We start from the raw sequence: 16,123 nt of genomic DNA, 5'->3' as shown, positions 1-16,123 counted from the left end.
GGTAGCTGCGGTCGCTCGAACGCTACCTTGAATAGGTGTGCCGCCGTGGGGCTACGGGAGCTGGGCGCGGCTAGCCGTTAGCAGATCTGGAGCGGTAAAACGCGGCTAGACTGGTTGCGTTTCATCCACCTCATAGCCGGTGTCCGCTCGCGGCGATCAGAGCCCCGTTACGGTAAGGAGTAATGAATGCCCCAACAGGATCCTCAGTTCGGTGGTTTCGGCACACCGCCAGATCCGAACAAAGGTTCGCTGCCGGAGTTTGGCGGGGCGTCGAGCCCGTTCGGCAACGGCGGCGGGTTCGCGCCGCAACCGCAGCCACCGGTGCAGCGGCCGCAATTCGAGGCACCCCCGAGCGGACCTAACGGAGCTGGCGGACCGAGTGGACCTAGCGGCGCGGGCCCCGCGGCCCCGGCGATGCCGATTCGTTCCACCTCGGCGCCCCTGCAGGCCCTGATCCCCAGCATGGTGATGGCGCTGGTGAGCCTGGTGCTTTCCGCGACCATTACCTTCGGGGATTCCACGCCCACGGAGTTTTTCTTTCGGGTGTTTTCCGTGACAGCCTGGGCGGCGGCCGGTGTCTTCGGGGTCACCATGCTGGGCCTGTTTTTCAATGCGGATAATAGGAAGCGGGCGGAGGGGTTTTATTCCGTGCTGGGGTGGAAATCCGCCGTGTATTGGGCGACGGTGGGTGGCCTGTTGTTGGGGATCGTATGGTCCGCAATCGAGATCGGACAGTGGGTGGGCAAACTATGAGCGGTTTTAGGCAACGCTTGTTGGCGGCGGCAGCGGCCTGCCTGGTGGCGGGGGCGATGCAGGCGATTACCTGCGTTGCGCCCATGGCGGCCGCCCAATCCGGCACCGGCGCGAACGCGCTCAGCGCCTTGGGGTCCTGCGTGTCCACCAAGGGCAAGCTTGACGTGATCCTGATGATGGATGAGACCGAATCTTTGATCCATCAGGTCAAGGGCGGAAATATCGATCCGAACACCCCCGGCGCAGATGCGGATCATAACCGCGTGCCCGCAGCCCAGAGCTTTGTCAACCAATTGCTGGCCCGGCACAACGATGAGGGCGTGGACGTGCGGATCCGCGTGGCGGGCTTTGGCCAGGAATATAAAAGCGGGGTGACGGACCCGGCGTACGGGGATTGGGTGCAGCTCGACGACGGCAGCGTGCAAGGCGTGAAAAGCACCATCGCCAGCTTTGCCAATCGCACAAGTGAGCAATACACCAATTACGCCAACGCGTTCGAAGGCGCGTATCAGGACTTCGCGCGTTCCGGTTCCGAAGACAGCTGCAAAATGCTGGTCACCTTTACCGATGGCGCGCTCACCGCACAGGAGGGTATCGACGCCGCGCAGGACGCCGTGTGCCGACCCAACGGCATTACCGATAAATACCGTTCCGCGGGCATTACCAATATCGGCATTGGCCTGTCCGATCCGAAAAACCCTTCGGACTTTAACCTATTTGCCGGGATTACCGAGGGTACCGGCTCTCCCTGCGGCAAGCTGGAACCCAATGGTGCGTTTTTCCCCGCCGATAGCGTGGGCAGTTTGTTTGCCAGCTTCCATCAGGCATTAAGCACCGGCGGCGAGTATGCGGCGGAGACCGCCGCCGACGATCCATTCGAATTTGTGCTCGATGATTCGATTGATTCCGTGCACTTTACCGCCATTGCCAAGGACGATCTCGGGCCGAACGCGGTGCTGAAACTTATCGCGCCGGATGGTTCGGAGATCGAGCTGGAGGGCGAGGGCAACGGTAAGGTGGGCGGGGCGTCGATAAGCTGGGCGGCAAGCGCGGACCCCGTGCAGAAAGCGGAGGGCGAGCTGAGCCTTTCGAAGCCCGAGGGATGGGTAGGCAAGTGGCAGCTGAAATTCGTTGGTTTTAGCGAAGACCGCAGCGACCACCGCGTGTTTAACTCCGTGAAAATCCAGCCTGACCTGCAGCTACAATTGCATGGTCCGGATGGTTTGGCAACCGGCAGTTTGAACGTACGTAGCAAGGACCCCGTGACCGTTCAATTGGTGGATCGCAATGGGAAACCGCGGGAGCTGCGCGGCACCGCGACCGTGGATCTCGGGTTCCTGCCCAACGGCAATGGGGGTCGCACAGAGTTGCTATCAGCGGCGGATATTTCCAATGGGCAGCCGGTGACCGTACCGCTGCAGCAATTGCCCGAGTTGCCCGCCACCGGCGTGCTGCAGGCCAGCGTACATGTGGTTACCGCGCCCGCCCCGGACGCGCCCGGTACGGCGCTGGACCCCATTACCGGCGAGGTGCCCGTCGCGGTCTCGCGCCCCGATATGCCGGAGCTGCCGGGGGCGCTGAGCTTTACCATGGAAACCCCGGAGATTAGCACAAGCATTCCAGTGGTTGGCCCGGGTAAGGTATGGGTCCCGGCGGGTACCACCTTGGCCACGGAAACCCTGCCGGAGGGCGTGGACGCCATCGATGTGTCCAGCCAGCACGCCGACGCCGGCACCGCATTGGAGCTTGGCGAGGGCGAGGAGGCTAGCCTTCCGGTGACCTTTTCCGTGGCGCAATTGCGGGATGGCTTTGTCTCCGGCACAATCCCCGTTTCGATCTCACGTGCGGACGGTTCGGAAAAAACAGTTGTGCCAATTGCCGCCACCGGAACCATGTCCATTCCGTTGAATAAGACGGCGTTTACCTTGGCTTTTGTGGCCGCTTTGTTGCTGGGGTTGCTGATCCCGCTGGCATTGCTTTACCTGGTGCGCTACCTGACCGCGCGCATTCCGGAACAGTATTTTGGCGCCCAGCGCATCTCGCTGCATTTTGAGGGTTCCGCATTGCGTTACGACGGCGCGGTCGCCCCCACCATCGACTTCGACGGCGCATCTCGAAATCAGATTCACCACGATGGTCGCGTCGCCTCCGTGCTCGGGCACCAACTCAAGGTGCATAGTTTCCAACCCAATCCGTTGGCTGGATCCTCGGTGATCGTGGAAACCACGCCGAGTATCAGCGATACTGGGTTGCAAAAATCCGATCGGGCTGTGCTGCCGTTGGCGGTGCAGGGGCACTGGTTTATCGCGGCGCGCGACGGTAACCTCGAGCTGATCGTGCTGCCGCGCCTGCCCATCGAACACGCCGCGGCCCAGCAATTGGTGCAAAACATTGTGGAACGCGCACCCGAATTGGCCGCCCAGCTTAAGCAACAAATCCCGCAACAACCGGCGGCAGGCCCGAGCGATTCCTGGCAGGGGCAGTCCGCTTCGGAGCCGCCGCAGCAGCGCAGCGATGGTTGGGGTACACAGGAATCGCAGGGTAGCCAGGATTCCTGGGGTGACAAACCCAACTGGGGTGACCGTCCTACATGGAACTAACAAGATCAACTAGGAGAAATACATAATGCATAAGGTCCTTGTCGTTGGTTGTGGTGGTTCCGGCGCGCAGACGCTGGCCTACATGATGGATCAGTTGAAAACCACGCTTGCCGAGCGGCTGCCCGAGCGATTCCCCACACCAAACGATGTGGTATTGCCCGCGGCCTGGCAATTCGTGAGCGTGGACGTGCCTACCGTGGCGGAAAAGGCGGGAAGGAACCTGCCTAACGTTTCCGAGGCGGGCGGCCACTATATTTCCTGCGGTAGTAGCGACCGTTACGCCACCGTCGACGCCGCCGTGTCCGATCAGCTGGGGATGAAGGGCGAACTTGGCACCATTGCGAGTTGGGCGTTGACGGACCCTACTGCGGAAACCACCGTGGTGGGTTCGGGGGCCGGCCAATACCGCGCCATCGGGCGCATGCTGATCCTGAGCAAGCTCAAGGAGGTGCAGGCTGAGCTGGCCAAGGCGTGGGATATTTTATTTAAGGCCGATACCAACCGTGAGCTGGCCGATCTCATGTCGGAGCTGTACGGCCGCACCGTGCTCGCCGGTGAGATTAGCAATCAACAGCCCTTGGTGTTTGTGGTTTCCTCCATGGCGGGCGGTGCGGGCGCGTCCATGGCCATCGATGTGTGCCGGTTGCTGACCGGCCTTGATCAATTGGCACCCTCGTTGACCTCCCTGTTTTTGGTCACGCCCGATATCTTCTCGGCATTATCGCCGGATGCGGTGGCCGGTACCAATCCCAATGCGCTGGCCATGTTTGCGGAGCTGGTGGCCGCGCAATTCGGCACCGCCACCGATGATGATGTGCGGGTATTTAGGGCATTAGGCGTGCCGGTTGGCGTCACCGACCAGGTGCCCATCGGGCGCGTCTTCCCCGTGGGTATTCGCTCCGGGGAAAAGGGGGCGCGCCTAGGCAATGGTGACCCGAAAACCGTCTACCGCGCGATCGGCCGCGGGTTAGCCGCGCTCATGGTCGATGCGACCTCGTTGCAGAATTATCAGGCGTTTACCTTGGGCAATAAGGGCGGCGTCGATGCGGATTACAGCCGTTTCGGTTGGGGAGTCGCGGAGCGCAAAAACATCCCCTGGGGTTCGTTTGGGTACGCGCAGCTATCTATGGGGCGCGACCGCTATGGCGAATACGCCGCCCAACGCCTGGCCAATTCCGCGGTGGAAAAGCTGCTTGAAGGGCATAAGGATGTGACCAACCCGGCGTCGGGCGACGCCCAGATTGAGGAAAAGCTCAATAACAACCTGCAGGGGATCCACAATCGCGTTGGCGTGATCCTGCCGCCCCCAGGCAAGGCCGGAAATTGGATCATGAATACGTTCTGGGATCAGATCAGCCAGTGGTCCCAACGCATTTCCAATAGCATCGAATCCCGGATCCCCTCCTCGGCGGGCCAGCGCGGCCGTGACTGGTTGCCGATCGTGGAACAGACCTTGCAATCGATCAGCCACGATGCGCGCCGCGACCTCGATGGCCTGCTGTATTCCGCCGTGTTCCATTGGGCCAGCCGCGAGGTGGTGCAGGAGAAATTGCTGGATATTATCCGCGCGGAGATTTCCAAATACGGCGTCCCCTACGGCAGCGCGGTGCTGGCAAAGATCCGTGGTTACCTGGAAGATTCCATGATCGGCGATGTGCGCAGCGTTGCCAATACCGCAGTAGACGTGAAGCTTTCGGGCGAGATGCGCGCCAACCTGTCCAATAACCGCGGGCACATCGCCGATGATGCCGCCTATAAAAAGCGGATAGCCCACGACGCGATTCGTGATTTGAATCGGTGCGCGGTGGTGCTGATCGCCCGCATGCTGGGCCCAGTTTTGGAGGACTTTTTAAAGAACTTCGTGGATCCGCTGGCCTTGGTCATGCGTGCCGAGCACCGCGAATTGGAGGTTGCCGCCGCCGCCAATAACGACCCCAACCTTGGTGTCGCACAATTGAAAACCAATGTGCCGCGGCTGTGGCCGAACGAAACCCAAACGACGGTTCCGGATCGCTTTAACCAGGCCGCCAACGAGGTGTTTTTGACGGATGTGGAAACCTTCCCGCGGCAATTCGAGCATGACATCATCGAATCCGCCAGGGACGCGGAATCCGGTGCCATCCATTTCGCCCGCGGCCTGCAGATTTCCGCGCAGCGCGTGATTAACGCCGATTGGGTATCCACTTCCGGGGCGGAACAAGCGCCGCGCGATCTATTGGTATTGCAGGAGACCTGGATCGCCCGCGACCTGACCACCGTGCCCGGTGCCAGCGAATACAGCAATCAAGACCCGCGCCCGGCCAAATTTGAATTCCGCATCGGTCCCGCCGCCGTGCTGGAACGGGCCCGCCAATATATCCGCCGGCCGGGCTTTTCCTTCCAGCAGTTTATTTCCACCTCGTTGCGGGAATACGTGACCAGCCAAGGGCTGCCCGAGCACGAGCGGCAATACCGCCGCAACCAGGTGCTGAACCGCTTTATTGAGGCGATGAGCAATGCGTTGCCGTTGGCGCAGATCAACCCGCAGCTTGTGCAGGCCTTCTATATGGGCGATATCAGCTACCGGTTTAACTTTTCCCGCATCCCGCTCGGCGGCGACGCCATTGCCCCGCTGTTGGAAAAGGCCGTGCTGGAGTACCCGAACCACACACCCGCGGATCGTGGCAAGCCGCTCGGCGGGGCGTTAAGCAATGAGGGCGATGAGCGCTCCATCGATATCTTTGGTTCTTACCCCAATTACGTTCCGGTTGTGTTTGAATCCTTGCTGCCGCCGATCGCGCAGCAATGGGACCGCACGGCAGGCAATAAGCAGGAGTTCTGGGCGGCGCGCCGTGCCAGGCCGCTGACGGCGGCGTTGCCGATGTCGGATAAGGATCGGCACGCCATGGTTGCGGGTTGGTATATCGGTCGCCTGACCGGCACCGTGTACTGCCCCGGCACGATGGACGCCCGCGACGATGATCCCGTCCAGGTGTACGATCACGCCGCCAAGACGTGGGTGAGTTTTGCCACCCCGATGCTTACCCCGGTGTCCCAGTTCCGATCCACCCTGGATTGGCTGCCCAACCTGCTGGAATCCGTGTCGTTGGCGTGGGCGCGCATCGGCGATTACCCACTGTTTGGATCCGTACGCCCCTATATGTTGCTGCGCAAGCTTTATGACAGCGAGGACATCCCCTCCAACCCGAACCGCACGCTCAACGCTCAGCGGTTGCTGCAGGCGTGGCTCTTTAGCGGCCACCGGGAATCGGGCGAACTCCACCAGATTCCGGGTACGGAATCCGGCGTCACCCCGGAGGAGCGGCTGGCGGCGGCCAAGGATTGGTTGCTGCGCCAGGGCAATAACGCGCAGGCCTATGTGCCATCGCAGATGGCGGGCGCGGGGCAGCTGCATAATCGGACGAACCGCGAGTTTGGCGATATCCGGGAACGCCAGGTCGCAGCGAGGGTGCCCGTCTACCACGACCTAGCCTCCGATGTTGCCAAGGTCACCGCCGAATTGGTCACGCTATTAGATAAGGCGTTCGCTGCGGGTCCGCCCTCGGCAGCTCAACCGGCCGCCGGGTTCGAACTTCACAACTACGCCGCCGAACGGTTCGAAATTCCCGGCGAAGGAGAGTTTTAATGGGAGCTCGGCTGACCGTTTTCGTTGGGCGCGGCCCGCTGTCCGCCGCGATCCGCCAAACCCTCGAGGACCTAGCGGCCCTAAACCTAGTGGTGGATTACCTGTGGGTGGATGCGGACGCGTTCCAGTCCTCCGCCTCGCTGACCAGCTGCGTGTTGGCGGCCCCCAATGGCGGCACCAGCGTGCACTTCATGCCGCTGAACGAGGCGCTGACGCGGACCCGAGCCACCAAGCTCAATATCGGCGTGATCAACGACGTTTCCGCAGCTGCGGGCGTTGTGCGCCCCGACCAACTTGCGGCCCTCACCGAGGCTATCGACGCCGTGGACATCGGTCGCCGCGCCCCTCGCACGAACCTGCTGCTCGCGGCCGTCGATACGCCTGGTAATGCCGAGCTGCCATTGCTGCGTGGATACAACAATCTGATGCTCGCCCCCGAAGACAGCATCGGTCCGGACGTCACCCCGGTGGCGTATGTGCACGGCCATGAGGGTACCCGGTACGTCTTGCATTGCGCCGCCGGAATAGCCAGTTTGTTTGGGCTGTGGGAGGGGCATGCGGACGCGCCGGTGCTGGAAATGGAACCCGCGCACGGCGAAACCTTCCGGCTCGTTCGTGCGTTCTATCGGCGTATAGACGGGCAAGAGGTGCAGCAGAAACTCAAAGAACGCATCTTTGACACGAGCAAAAACCCGCTGCCGCTGCTGGATCACCCTGGGCAAAACGTGGCCGCGCACTACGTCGCGGACTATCGCGCATTTAATAAGGAATGCGCGGACGAGCTGATTCAGGAATACCAAGAGCTGCTGCACGGGCCGCGGGTCGAAGGCGTGAGCGAACGCACCCGGCAACAAACCAATACCGGTGCCGTCGGCGAATTCCTACGCACCTATGGCAAAAACCTGGTCACGGCGCCGAAACGTTGGTTGCGCAGCAATAGCGATGAGCTGAGCAACCTGACCAGCCAGGCGATCCAAAGTTCCCTCTACGGCACGGATTCCCGCGTGCAGGTCGGCGGCGGGCCGCTCCTTGGGCAGGAAAACCCCCGGATGGCGGTGGCAAAACGCATCAATCGGGAACAGGTGGCGCGGGATTACGCACCGCTTTGGCAAAGCTACGAAAACATGGCGCTCACCATGATCGATGCCAAACCCCGCCCGTTCGGGCAATCGCCCGTGCCGCGCTACCCGAGCGCGGTGGGGACCAGCGAGCTCGGGCCTGTCTACGTTGCGCCCAGCGCGGAAGTGGTGATCCCCGGTCCCAGCGTTCGCTTTGGCAATAACCTGCCGCCGCAGCTCAAGGCGATGCTGCGCATGGATTCCATCGCCTCATACGATCAGATCGAGGCCGATCGGTACCGGGATACGCTTTCCAAACAGGCCGAATTCCGGCACCGTAATATCGGCCAAATCATTGGGGATTTCGGGCATTGGCGCAGTAAACACTCCGATAGCTTTGCGGTAAACGTGAGCGACCGGCTCGTGCAGACAATGCACGATCTGGACCGGGAAGCCACCAAATGGCAGGCAAGCGCCAAACAATTGCGCAATCGCCGGGAACAGCAGCCGAAGAACTTGGCGACGGCGATCATGGTGCTGCGCTGGTTGGGCTATGTGAGCTTCTGGTCCTGGGCGGCTTTCCTAGGCCTGTGGGCGGTATTTCGCACCAATCTGGATGCCCAAGGTTTGCCCACATACCAGTGGGTGCGGGCATTTGAAATGTCCGAAACCTCCACAAAGGCCACGTTCCTTGGTACTTGGTTCGTGCTGTGGTTGGTGCTTTATATGAGCCAGGTGTTCCTGGAAACCCGGGACGAAATCCGCCTGCTGAATCGCCGCCGCACGTTGATCAGCGATATCGAGGCCGCCGAGACTAACTATGTGACCTGCCTGGAGGCCCAAGAGCGGATCAAGATCGGCTACCACCAATTCGTGGCCTTGTCCCACCAGCTCGGCGCGGTCTGTGAACGCCCGTTCGGTACGGTGCGGCAATACCGTGTGGACAATGTGATTCCCACCAATGACATGCCGGATTCCGTGCTGCTCGCCGAAGCCACGCCTGACGACGCCGTGATAGAAAAGGTTGCACGCAGCTTCCGCGCCGGCATGTACCGCCAAGGTTGGATGCAGGGCCATGTGCACGAGGGACGCACATTGGCCACCGCGCAATTGGAACACCAAGCCGGGATCCCAGTACGCACCGATAACCTGCACGCATTGACCGGGCGCGGTACCGGCACCGCCCTGGATAGCATGGGCATACTTATGGCTGGGCCGGAATACAATTCCGTGGACCGCAGCGTGGACGAATGGGGCAGCATCACCCAGGGGCTCAAGGAGGTGGTGCGGCGCGAGCACGCCGAGATCCTGCAACCCATGCGAATTAATCGCGGCGGGAAGAAAACGCAGGCCCCGGCCCTGCAATCCTTGCGGTCCACCGCCCAAGTCGGTTCCTTTAACGCCGAATTTATTACCGAAGCTGGGCGTATCCATGCGGTAGATAAGGTGGATGTCGCGTATTTCCGCCCCGGCGGCTCCGAGCTTGACGCCATCGGGGTGAGCGAGGTGCTGATCCAGGTGAGCCGCCCGGCCCGCGCGGAAGATATCCGCGTCGGCGTACCGCGGCGGATGCGGGTGGAGAAACCCGAGGCGCAGCCGCCGGTATCCGGGGACGATTGGATGCCGCCACCGCCGTCGGCCGACCGTACGCCTACCGCTAGCCCCACCTATATGCCCGGCGAAGGAGAGTTTTAAATGGTTACGCGCGCCGAGGTCGTGTTCGACCTTTATATGCGGTGGCGAGAGCAAGCGGCACGCCTCTTCGATGACAGCCAATTGCCAACCATCGAACAGCTCAAGCAGGTGGCGCTGAACACCTCGCTGCTGCGCCGCGATAACGCCGACCCGCTGGTCAATGTGTGGAGCAAACCCCTGACTATGATCCGGGCCTTGGTCGACACCGATAACGCACAGGGATTTGATAAATTACCGGAGTCTTTTATGTTTACCCCGGTATTGGAAAACGGCACCTGGCCCGCGCCAACCCGCCAATCCGAGCCACCCGCCGCCGCCGAATTTACCCAGCCCCTGCCGCCAAAGCCCACGCCAAAACCAAAACCCGAGGCGAAATCCCGGCCCGAGCCCGAGTCTCCGCCCAAGCCGCAGCCTGAGCCAAAGTCCGAGCCGAAGCCAAAGCTTGAGCCAAAGCCTGAGCCGAACACGGAACCTGAGCCCGCGCCCGAACCGCAGCCCGAGACTCCGCCCGAACCGCAGCCCGAGCCGGCACCGCAACCGGAGCCGGTCCCGGCGGCGAGCGATCTGCGCGATTATCTGTTTACAGATTTCGCCCGCCTGGGATTGTTTACGGATCCCGAGCCGATCGGCGTGGTCAAGGCGCATCACAAGGACAACGTGGTGTGGTTGGAGTGGTCGGTTCCTGCGCCGGAGCCCGGCGAGGTGCGCCTGTTCCGTGTGATCAGCGAGGAGGAGGAATTCGAACGCAACCCCAATGATGGCGAGCAACGGTGCGTGACCGTGGCCACCAAATGGGTGGATCGAGACCCGCTGGGCACGGCGTTGCGCATGTACCAAATCTGGATGCACACCGGCACCAGCGAGCTGACCGCACTCAAGTCCGAGCCGGTATTGGTGGGGGAGGACGCCGTGATTATGCCGGTGGAGGACCTCGAATTATCCGTTGTGGGTGGGGAGATCCGTGGCCTGTGGTCGCCGAAGCAAGGAACCCACCGGGTCGCCGTGTACCAGGCGACCGAACGCGATCGGGTGCTGCTTAAACCGAAAAACGAGATTGAAACCGGCAAGCCAAACCTGCAGGGTTTCCGTATCACGCCGAAACAGCGAGGGTTGACCTACAAGTTCCTTGTGCAACGCCAAGTGAAATTCCGGGATGCGATCGTTTCTTCGCAGCCCTCTGCCGAGCAAACCATCGAGGTACCCGCCGAGGTTACCGATGTGGGGATTACCGTCACGCGCCGGGACATCGGTAATGATGTGCACTTCGATGTGTCCTGGGAAAGTACCAGTTCCGGCGAGGTACGACTCTACCGTACGCAGCAGGCGCCGGAGGATGGGCTGAGCGGTAAGGTGTTGGACGTCGAAACGCTCGAGGAGTATGGGTTATCGCAGCGTGACTGGGCCAACGACCTTGAGCGCGGCGAAGATCACTGCAGCGTGGTATGGCCCGTCGACTGGTTTACCATCTACCTCACCCCGGTATCGGTGGTCGGCGAAAAATGCATGGTGGGGCAGTCATATTCGCAGGTGCGCGTGGGCAAGGTAACTAATGAAATGATCCGGGAGCGCGTGATCAACCAGCTGGTTACCTTCGGCTGGCCGCGCAATGCCCACGAGGTCACCGCCTTCCTCGGCCAGGCCCCGCACCGGGAACAGCTCAGCGCGATCGATCAGGCCACGTACCAGGCGGAGGGCGGGATGCGGCTCCAGCTGCGGGTCCCCGGCGATATTTACCTCGTGCCTTCCGTGCATCATTGCGGGGAGATCGTGTGGGGCGAGGAAAGCAAACTCCATTACCGAGGGGTAAAACGCTTCGCCTATCGCATCGACTTTAGTAACGGGAAGCCTTTTATCGTGTTGTATTCGGAACGCCCCGAGCAGCAAGCCCGTTCCTTTACCCTGCGGTGGCGGCCTGAACGCCTGCCGCTCGAGGTCGGCGATGGCATTGAGGTGCGCACCCGAAAATACTCCGAGCAGGGGGTGGATCGGGATTTCCTGCAGGGAGTGCACGCCTCGCAGCTATTGCCCGATCAAACCCCCGAATATTGGGAGATCGACGGCGAGTTTTTGCGCTCCCGCGGCGGTGGTTTCCTCCGGCTGTTTAGCAACCAACAATTCGATACCGACGATATGGCGATCAGCTTGGAGGACCCGGCGGTGACCTCCCTTATGGTGAGCAACCTGGTGCGCAATATGCAGCCGCAATCAGCCGATGGCGGGAGGTAGTGCGGTGTCCGAGCAGGGGCAGCAACGGTGGGCGCAGGCAACGTACGCATCGTTTGGCAATTCCCGTGCCAGCGGCGGCGGTTGGCGCATCGGACCCACCCGCGGCACCACCGAAGCGGAGCAAACCTGGCTGCGTAAGCATGCGCCCACCCGTTTGATTCCGGTGGAGAGTTTCGACGATTTTATTGGCCAAGACGCCATTGACCAGCTGCCGCGTCGCCTGGAGTATTGGCCACAGGCCCTCGGCACGACGGACGCTTACCTGTATTCCGTGGCCGCGGGCAAGGACGCGACCGGACGCCCCGGCAATGTGTTTACCCATGCTGTGTTCGATCGCGACCCCGGTGCGCCGCGCGCCTGTGCCTACCCCATCGAGTGGTACGGCGCGCCCGAGTGGCGGACCCCGTTTCGCTTCCACGCCGTCAACGCCGTGACGCTCGAACACGAAGGCGAATTTGGTCCTGGCCCGCTGGACCCAGAGCTCGCGTGGATGATGGTGGATACCATGCTTGGCGACCGCACCGGCGCGCTCTACGCCCTGCAAAACGCCGTGGCCAGCGGGGGGCCGGTGGTGCTGCTGACGCAAAACACCCAGGAGGCCGCGTTCTGGCTGTACGCGCTTTCGCTTACCATGTCGCCGTCGGAGGCGCGACGCATCGGATTTTCCACATTCGACCGCGCCGAAAGCCTGATAGCCAGGCCGAATTGCGTGAGCTGTGTGCCCGTCGCCGATCGAGGCCGGTTGCGCGTTAACTGTCCGATCGTAGATGTGAGCGATTCCGCCACCGGTGTCGCCCCGGTGAGCGCGTGGAATCGCCTGACCGCCGCGGTATACGGCGTCGGCCGCGATATCGCCGAAACCATGTTCGAGCTGCGGCGTAGCGACGTCCATTCCGGCACGCTCGGTGCGGGGCTCGCCGCCACGGTCTTGGAATCCCCGGGCAGATTCGCGCCGGAGATCGTGGCGCTGGCGGGCACCATGACCGACTATCGGCCCGTCAGTGTGTTCGATGATCCCATGTGTTTGCTGCGCGAATTCCCGGCGGATGCCGTTGCGCGTCCCGGCGACCGCGAACGCCTCGCGGATATGCTCGCGCTGCTTCCGCAGCTTTCCCTAGACGAACGCACGATCGGGCAACTCTATGCCCTGTGGTTGGAATACGGGGTGCGCGCGGGCATCGTTTCAGAGGCGGAGGTGACCACCAGCTGGGCCCCGCGCATCGCGGAAGTAGATCAATTATTCGCATGGCTGCGCACCCCCGTGGATTTGGAGCCATTCGTTTGCGCGCCCGTTTTTGGCGCGGCGTGGCGGTGCCGTTTCGCATTGTCCGGCACGCGCGCGCGGCAGTGGTTGGGCGCGCCGGGAGCCACCATTCACCCGGTGAATTCCAAACAGCTCGGTTTTTCGAACGCGCCGGAGCCGCAATTGCGCCTCACGGACATCGCCTCCCGCATTCATTACAGCGGGCCAAGCGCCGCCTCCCTGCAGGAATGGGCAATCCTGTTTCAGGAGATGACCAAGCTGCAGCGCGCACACCATTACTCCATCCCGCTCGGCGGCGATGAGCTTACCGAACTCTGGCGGGACGTCGGCGAGGGCTTGCAGGAAACCGGCTACCAAGCCTGGTTCGACGAACACCAACAAGGGTTCGAATTATTGCGCGTGATTTCGATTGCCGAGCCGCTGCGCCATATCGTCCTCGCCCTGCAGACCCCGCGCGTGCAGCGCCTGCTTCAGCACGTGCCCGCGACCTTGGAGCATTCGCGGGAGGCGCAGCGTGCGCTTTTGCGGCTGGCGGTGATCCTGGTGCCGTTTTCGCAGCTGGGGAAGCTGTTTAGTTACGATGCCGCGGAGGAATCCGCAATCCGCAACCTGATTATCCACGCCCTTGCCACAGGGGTTTCCTGGGAGCCCGGCCAGTGGAACGTCGCGTCCGCATCGGAGTTTGTGTCGGAAACGCTGTGGCCGGATTTTCACACCGTGTGTACCGAGCCGGAGAGCGTGGCCGCGGCGCTGTTAAAGCTCGCGGAACTACCGGACTATTATTCGCCCATGCTTGCGGACGTCCCACAGCTTCGCGCGCTCCTAAACGAGCTGGCCACCCTTATTGTCACGCGCAAAGGAGAACCGACGTGATCATCAAAAAACTCACCCCCGGGCAACGCTTTCTCGCCTCCGGCGTGCACGAACTCTACGCGGAGTTTTCGGTAAGCACCAATAACGACGTCGGCTTTGAGTTTTCCGTGCCCAACGTCGATTCTCGACGCCGCGGAGACCACATCGCCGTGCAAGGGCTTACCGACTCCACCGAGGTAACGTTGCTACCAATGGCACAGGCGTTCCCCTCGCAGACGATCGCATTTGTCTCCCTTACGCTGGTGGGCGCGGATCACGATAGCGATGTCCAATTGGATTTCCCCGCCTTCGACGTCTCCAATCTGGCCTCCTTTACCCTCGGGACGCTCAGCATGACGCCGGCGGGCTTGGCCATCGATGTTGCGGACCTTGTGGAGGATGTGGGTCTGGACCCCGCCGCCAGCGAGATCCGCTCGGTTGCAAGGTCCACATTGGCCGCCGATACAGCGCCTGAAATGCGCAAACGCGACGCCACCATTATCGTCGACGTGAGCGCATCGATGGGTCGTTCATTGCATCAGGATCAGTTTCAAGCCATGTGCCAATTCGCCAGCGGGGTGTTGGCGGTGGCGGCCGCGGGCCGCACCATCCGGCTGTGCACGAGCGGCGCGGATTCGAGGCCGATGGTGCTCGCCAGCACGGAGGTCGAGGAAATTGCTCGCCGCCAGCTGCAATTCCACGAGGCCGGTTGGAACCTAGACCTCAGTAGTATCCCGCCGGATGAAGCCTTGGTGGTGATATCGGACGATATTCCCGCCGCGATCCAGGGGCGCCCGCATGTGCATGTGCTCACTTCCCGCCAGCCATTGGTTACGGGCTGCACCTACACTGTGTTCACCCCGGATTTTGTGCAGGCGGTCAGGGAATCGCGCAGCAATGCGCTCGCCCGCGACACGGAGATCATGTTGAACACGCTGACCGGAGGACAATAGATGGAAATGACCTCGGCGCTCTTGCCCACCAAATGCCCCTACACCTTTCAAACCATGGACGCGCAAGCGACGGAATCGCCCTTTGTGGATGATCCGAACGAATACCCGCTGCCCGAGGGCTGGCAAGGTTCCGGCACCATTACCATCGCCATGGCCGGCGCCCGCGCCTCCGGCAAGAGCCTCTATATCGCGGTGGTGGTCAAGCTGCTGCGGCAATTGGTTATTGCCAATGCCGGTGTCTTTCGGGCCGCGGACGAATACACCCGCACCACCTTTGAAAAGGAATACGAACGCCCGCTTTTCGAACAAATGGGGTTTCTGCGCCCGACGCCCTCGGCATCATCGGTGGACGCGCCGCAGCGCCGCCCGCTGATCTTTGATATCGGTGCCCACGAGCGGGACGAAGGGCTGCAAAAGGTCTTTGTGGTCTTTCGCGATGTTGCGGGCGAGGACCTGAAAGAGGAAGGCTTTGAAGCGCGCAAAGACGGCCTTTCCTTCTTTTGCCACGCGGATCGCATCCTGTTCCTGTTCGACCCGATGGCGGTGCACCGCATCCAACAATTGCTTGCGGGTGCCGTGGCCCGCCACGAGGTCGGCGACGACGACCCCACCATCGTCCTCCAAAACGTGTTGCGCGTCCTCGGCACGGATTACCGTCCGCCCATCGCGCTGACGTTGTCCAAGTTCGACACCATGCAATGCCTCGCCGATGTAAACCAAGGGGACAATTACTATTCCAGCAGCGTGAACTGGCAGCGCGTGATGAGCAATTACGGTGCCGGATTCTGCCGCGAAAACTCGGAATTGGGCAAGCAATTCAACTACGCCAATAATATGCTGCTGCACTACGAGGTGCTCAGCCTGTTGGAATGCCTCGGGGCAACCGAGCTTATCAACCAACTCCAGCAACCCATGTTTGGGCAACAGCCCTACCCCTTCCAATGCTTCGCGGTCTCTTCGCTCGGCGCGCCGCCCGATGGTGACCAGGTCAGCCGCAGCGGCATCGCACCATTTCGCTGCCTCGACCCGCTGCGGGAATTGTTCGGCAGATACGACCTATTGAATGGAAAACGCTGATGCGGCGCTACCGTGAGGTG

General features: G+C 61.8%; 8 protein-coding genes. All 8 read left to right on the top strand.

Going from position 1 to position 16,123, the window contains the following annotated elements; genetic code table 11:
- Positions 1 to 186 precede the first annotated feature (186 nt).
- Genes CCANI_RS12170 through CCANI_RS12135 form a run of 8 tightly spaced genes read left to right on the top strand, consistent with a single transcriptional unit; the run spans position 187 to position 16,103 of the window.
- Positions 187 to 753, top strand: a complete 567-nt coding sequence (locus CCANI_RS12170; RefSeq protein ID WP_146324626.1) for a hypothetical protein — start codon at positions 187 to 189, stop codon at positions 751 to 753.
- Positions 750 to 3,353 carry a vWA domain-containing protein gene (locus CCANI_RS12165; protein ID WP_146324627.1) on the top strand — a complete coding sequence of 868 codons (2,604 nt, stop codon included), beginning with the start codon at positions 750 to 752 and terminating at the stop codon, positions 3,351 to 3,353. The genes CCANI_RS12170 and CCANI_RS12165 overlap by 4 nt, the downstream gene beginning before the upstream one ends.
- A gap of 25 nt (positions 3,354 to 3,378) precedes the next feature.
- Positions 3,379 to 6,978 carry a tubulin-like doman-containing protein gene (locus CCANI_RS12160; RefSeq protein WP_146324628.1) on the top strand — a complete coding sequence of 1,200 codons (3,600 nt, stop codon included), beginning with the start codon at positions 3,379 to 3,381 and terminating at the stop codon, positions 6,976 to 6,978.
- Positions 6,978 to 9,731 carry a hypothetical protein gene (locus CCANI_RS12155; protein ID WP_146324629.1) on the top strand — a complete coding sequence of 918 codons (2,754 nt, stop codon included), beginning with the start codon at positions 6,978 to 6,980 and terminating at the stop codon, positions 9,729 to 9,731. The genes CCANI_RS12160 and CCANI_RS12155 overlap by 1 nt, the downstream gene beginning before the upstream one ends.
- Entirely contained in the window at positions 9,732 to 11,957 is a 2,226-nt protein-coding gene (locus CCANI_RS12150; RefSeq protein ID WP_186750282.1) for a SaeA-related protein, read from the top strand.
- Positions 11,944 to 14,094 carry a GAP1-N2 domain-containing protein gene (locus tag CCANI_RS12145; RefSeq protein ID WP_146324632.1) on the top strand — a complete coding sequence of 717 codons (2,151 nt, stop codon included), beginning with the start codon at positions 11,944 to 11,946 and terminating at the stop codon, positions 14,092 to 14,094. The genes CCANI_RS12150 and CCANI_RS12145 overlap by 14 nt, the downstream gene beginning before the upstream one ends.
- A complete protein-coding gene (locus tag CCANI_RS12140) occupies positions 14,091 to 15,026 on the top strand; it encodes a hypothetical protein (protein WP_146324633.1) in 936 nt (311 codons plus the stop codon). Before CCANI_RS12145 ends, CCANI_RS12140 begins: the two co-directional genes overlap by 4 nt.
- Positions 15,027 to 16,103, top strand: a complete 1,077-nt coding sequence (locus CCANI_RS12135) for a TRAFAC clade GTPase domain-containing protein (protein WP_146324634.1) — start codon at positions 15,027 to 15,029, stop codon at positions 16,101 to 16,103. It begins immediately after the preceding gene.
- Positions 16,104 to 16,123 lie beyond the last annotated feature (20 nt).

Origin of the sequence: Corynebacterium canis (assembly GCF_030408595.1) — a bacterium.
In the GTDB taxonomy this organism is placed as follows: domain Bacteria; phylum Actinomycetota; class Actinomycetes; order Mycobacteriales; family Mycobacteriaceae; genus Corynebacterium; species Corynebacterium canis.
The sequence above is the reverse complement of the archived record's forward strand: the minus strand, read 5'-3'. Positions and strand labels throughout refer to the sequence as shown.

Bases quoted from the DNA above. Each gene is read 5' to 3' on its own strand.
- CCANI_RS12170 (WP_146324626.1), top strand. From the start codon at position 187: ATGCCCCAACAGGATCCTCAGTTCGGTGGTTTCGGCACACCGCCAGAT.
- CCANI_RS12155 (WP_146324629.1), top strand. From the start codon at position 6,978: ATGGGAGCTCGGCTGACCGTTTTCGTTGGGCGCGGCCCGCTGTCCGCC.
- CCANI_RS12150 (WP_186750282.1), top strand. From the start codon at position 9,732: ATGGTTACGCGCGCCGAGGTCGTGTTCGACCTTTATATGCGGTGGCGA.
- CCANI_RS12160 (WP_146324628.1), top strand. From the start codon at position 3,379: ATGCATAAGGTCCTTGTCGTTGGTTGTGGTGGTTCCGGCGCGCAGACG.
- CCANI_RS12135 (WP_146324634.1), top strand. From the start codon at position 15,027: ATGGAAATGACCTCGGCGCTCTTGCCCACCAAATGCCCCTACACCTTT.
- CCANI_RS12145 (WP_146324632.1), top strand. From the start codon at position 11,944: ATGGCGGGAGGTAGTGCGGTGTCCGAGCAGGGGCAGCAACGGTGGGCG.
- CCANI_RS12165 (WP_146324627.1), top strand. From the start codon at position 750: ATGAGCGGTTTTAGGCAACGCTTGTTGGCGGCGGCAGCGGCCTGCCTG.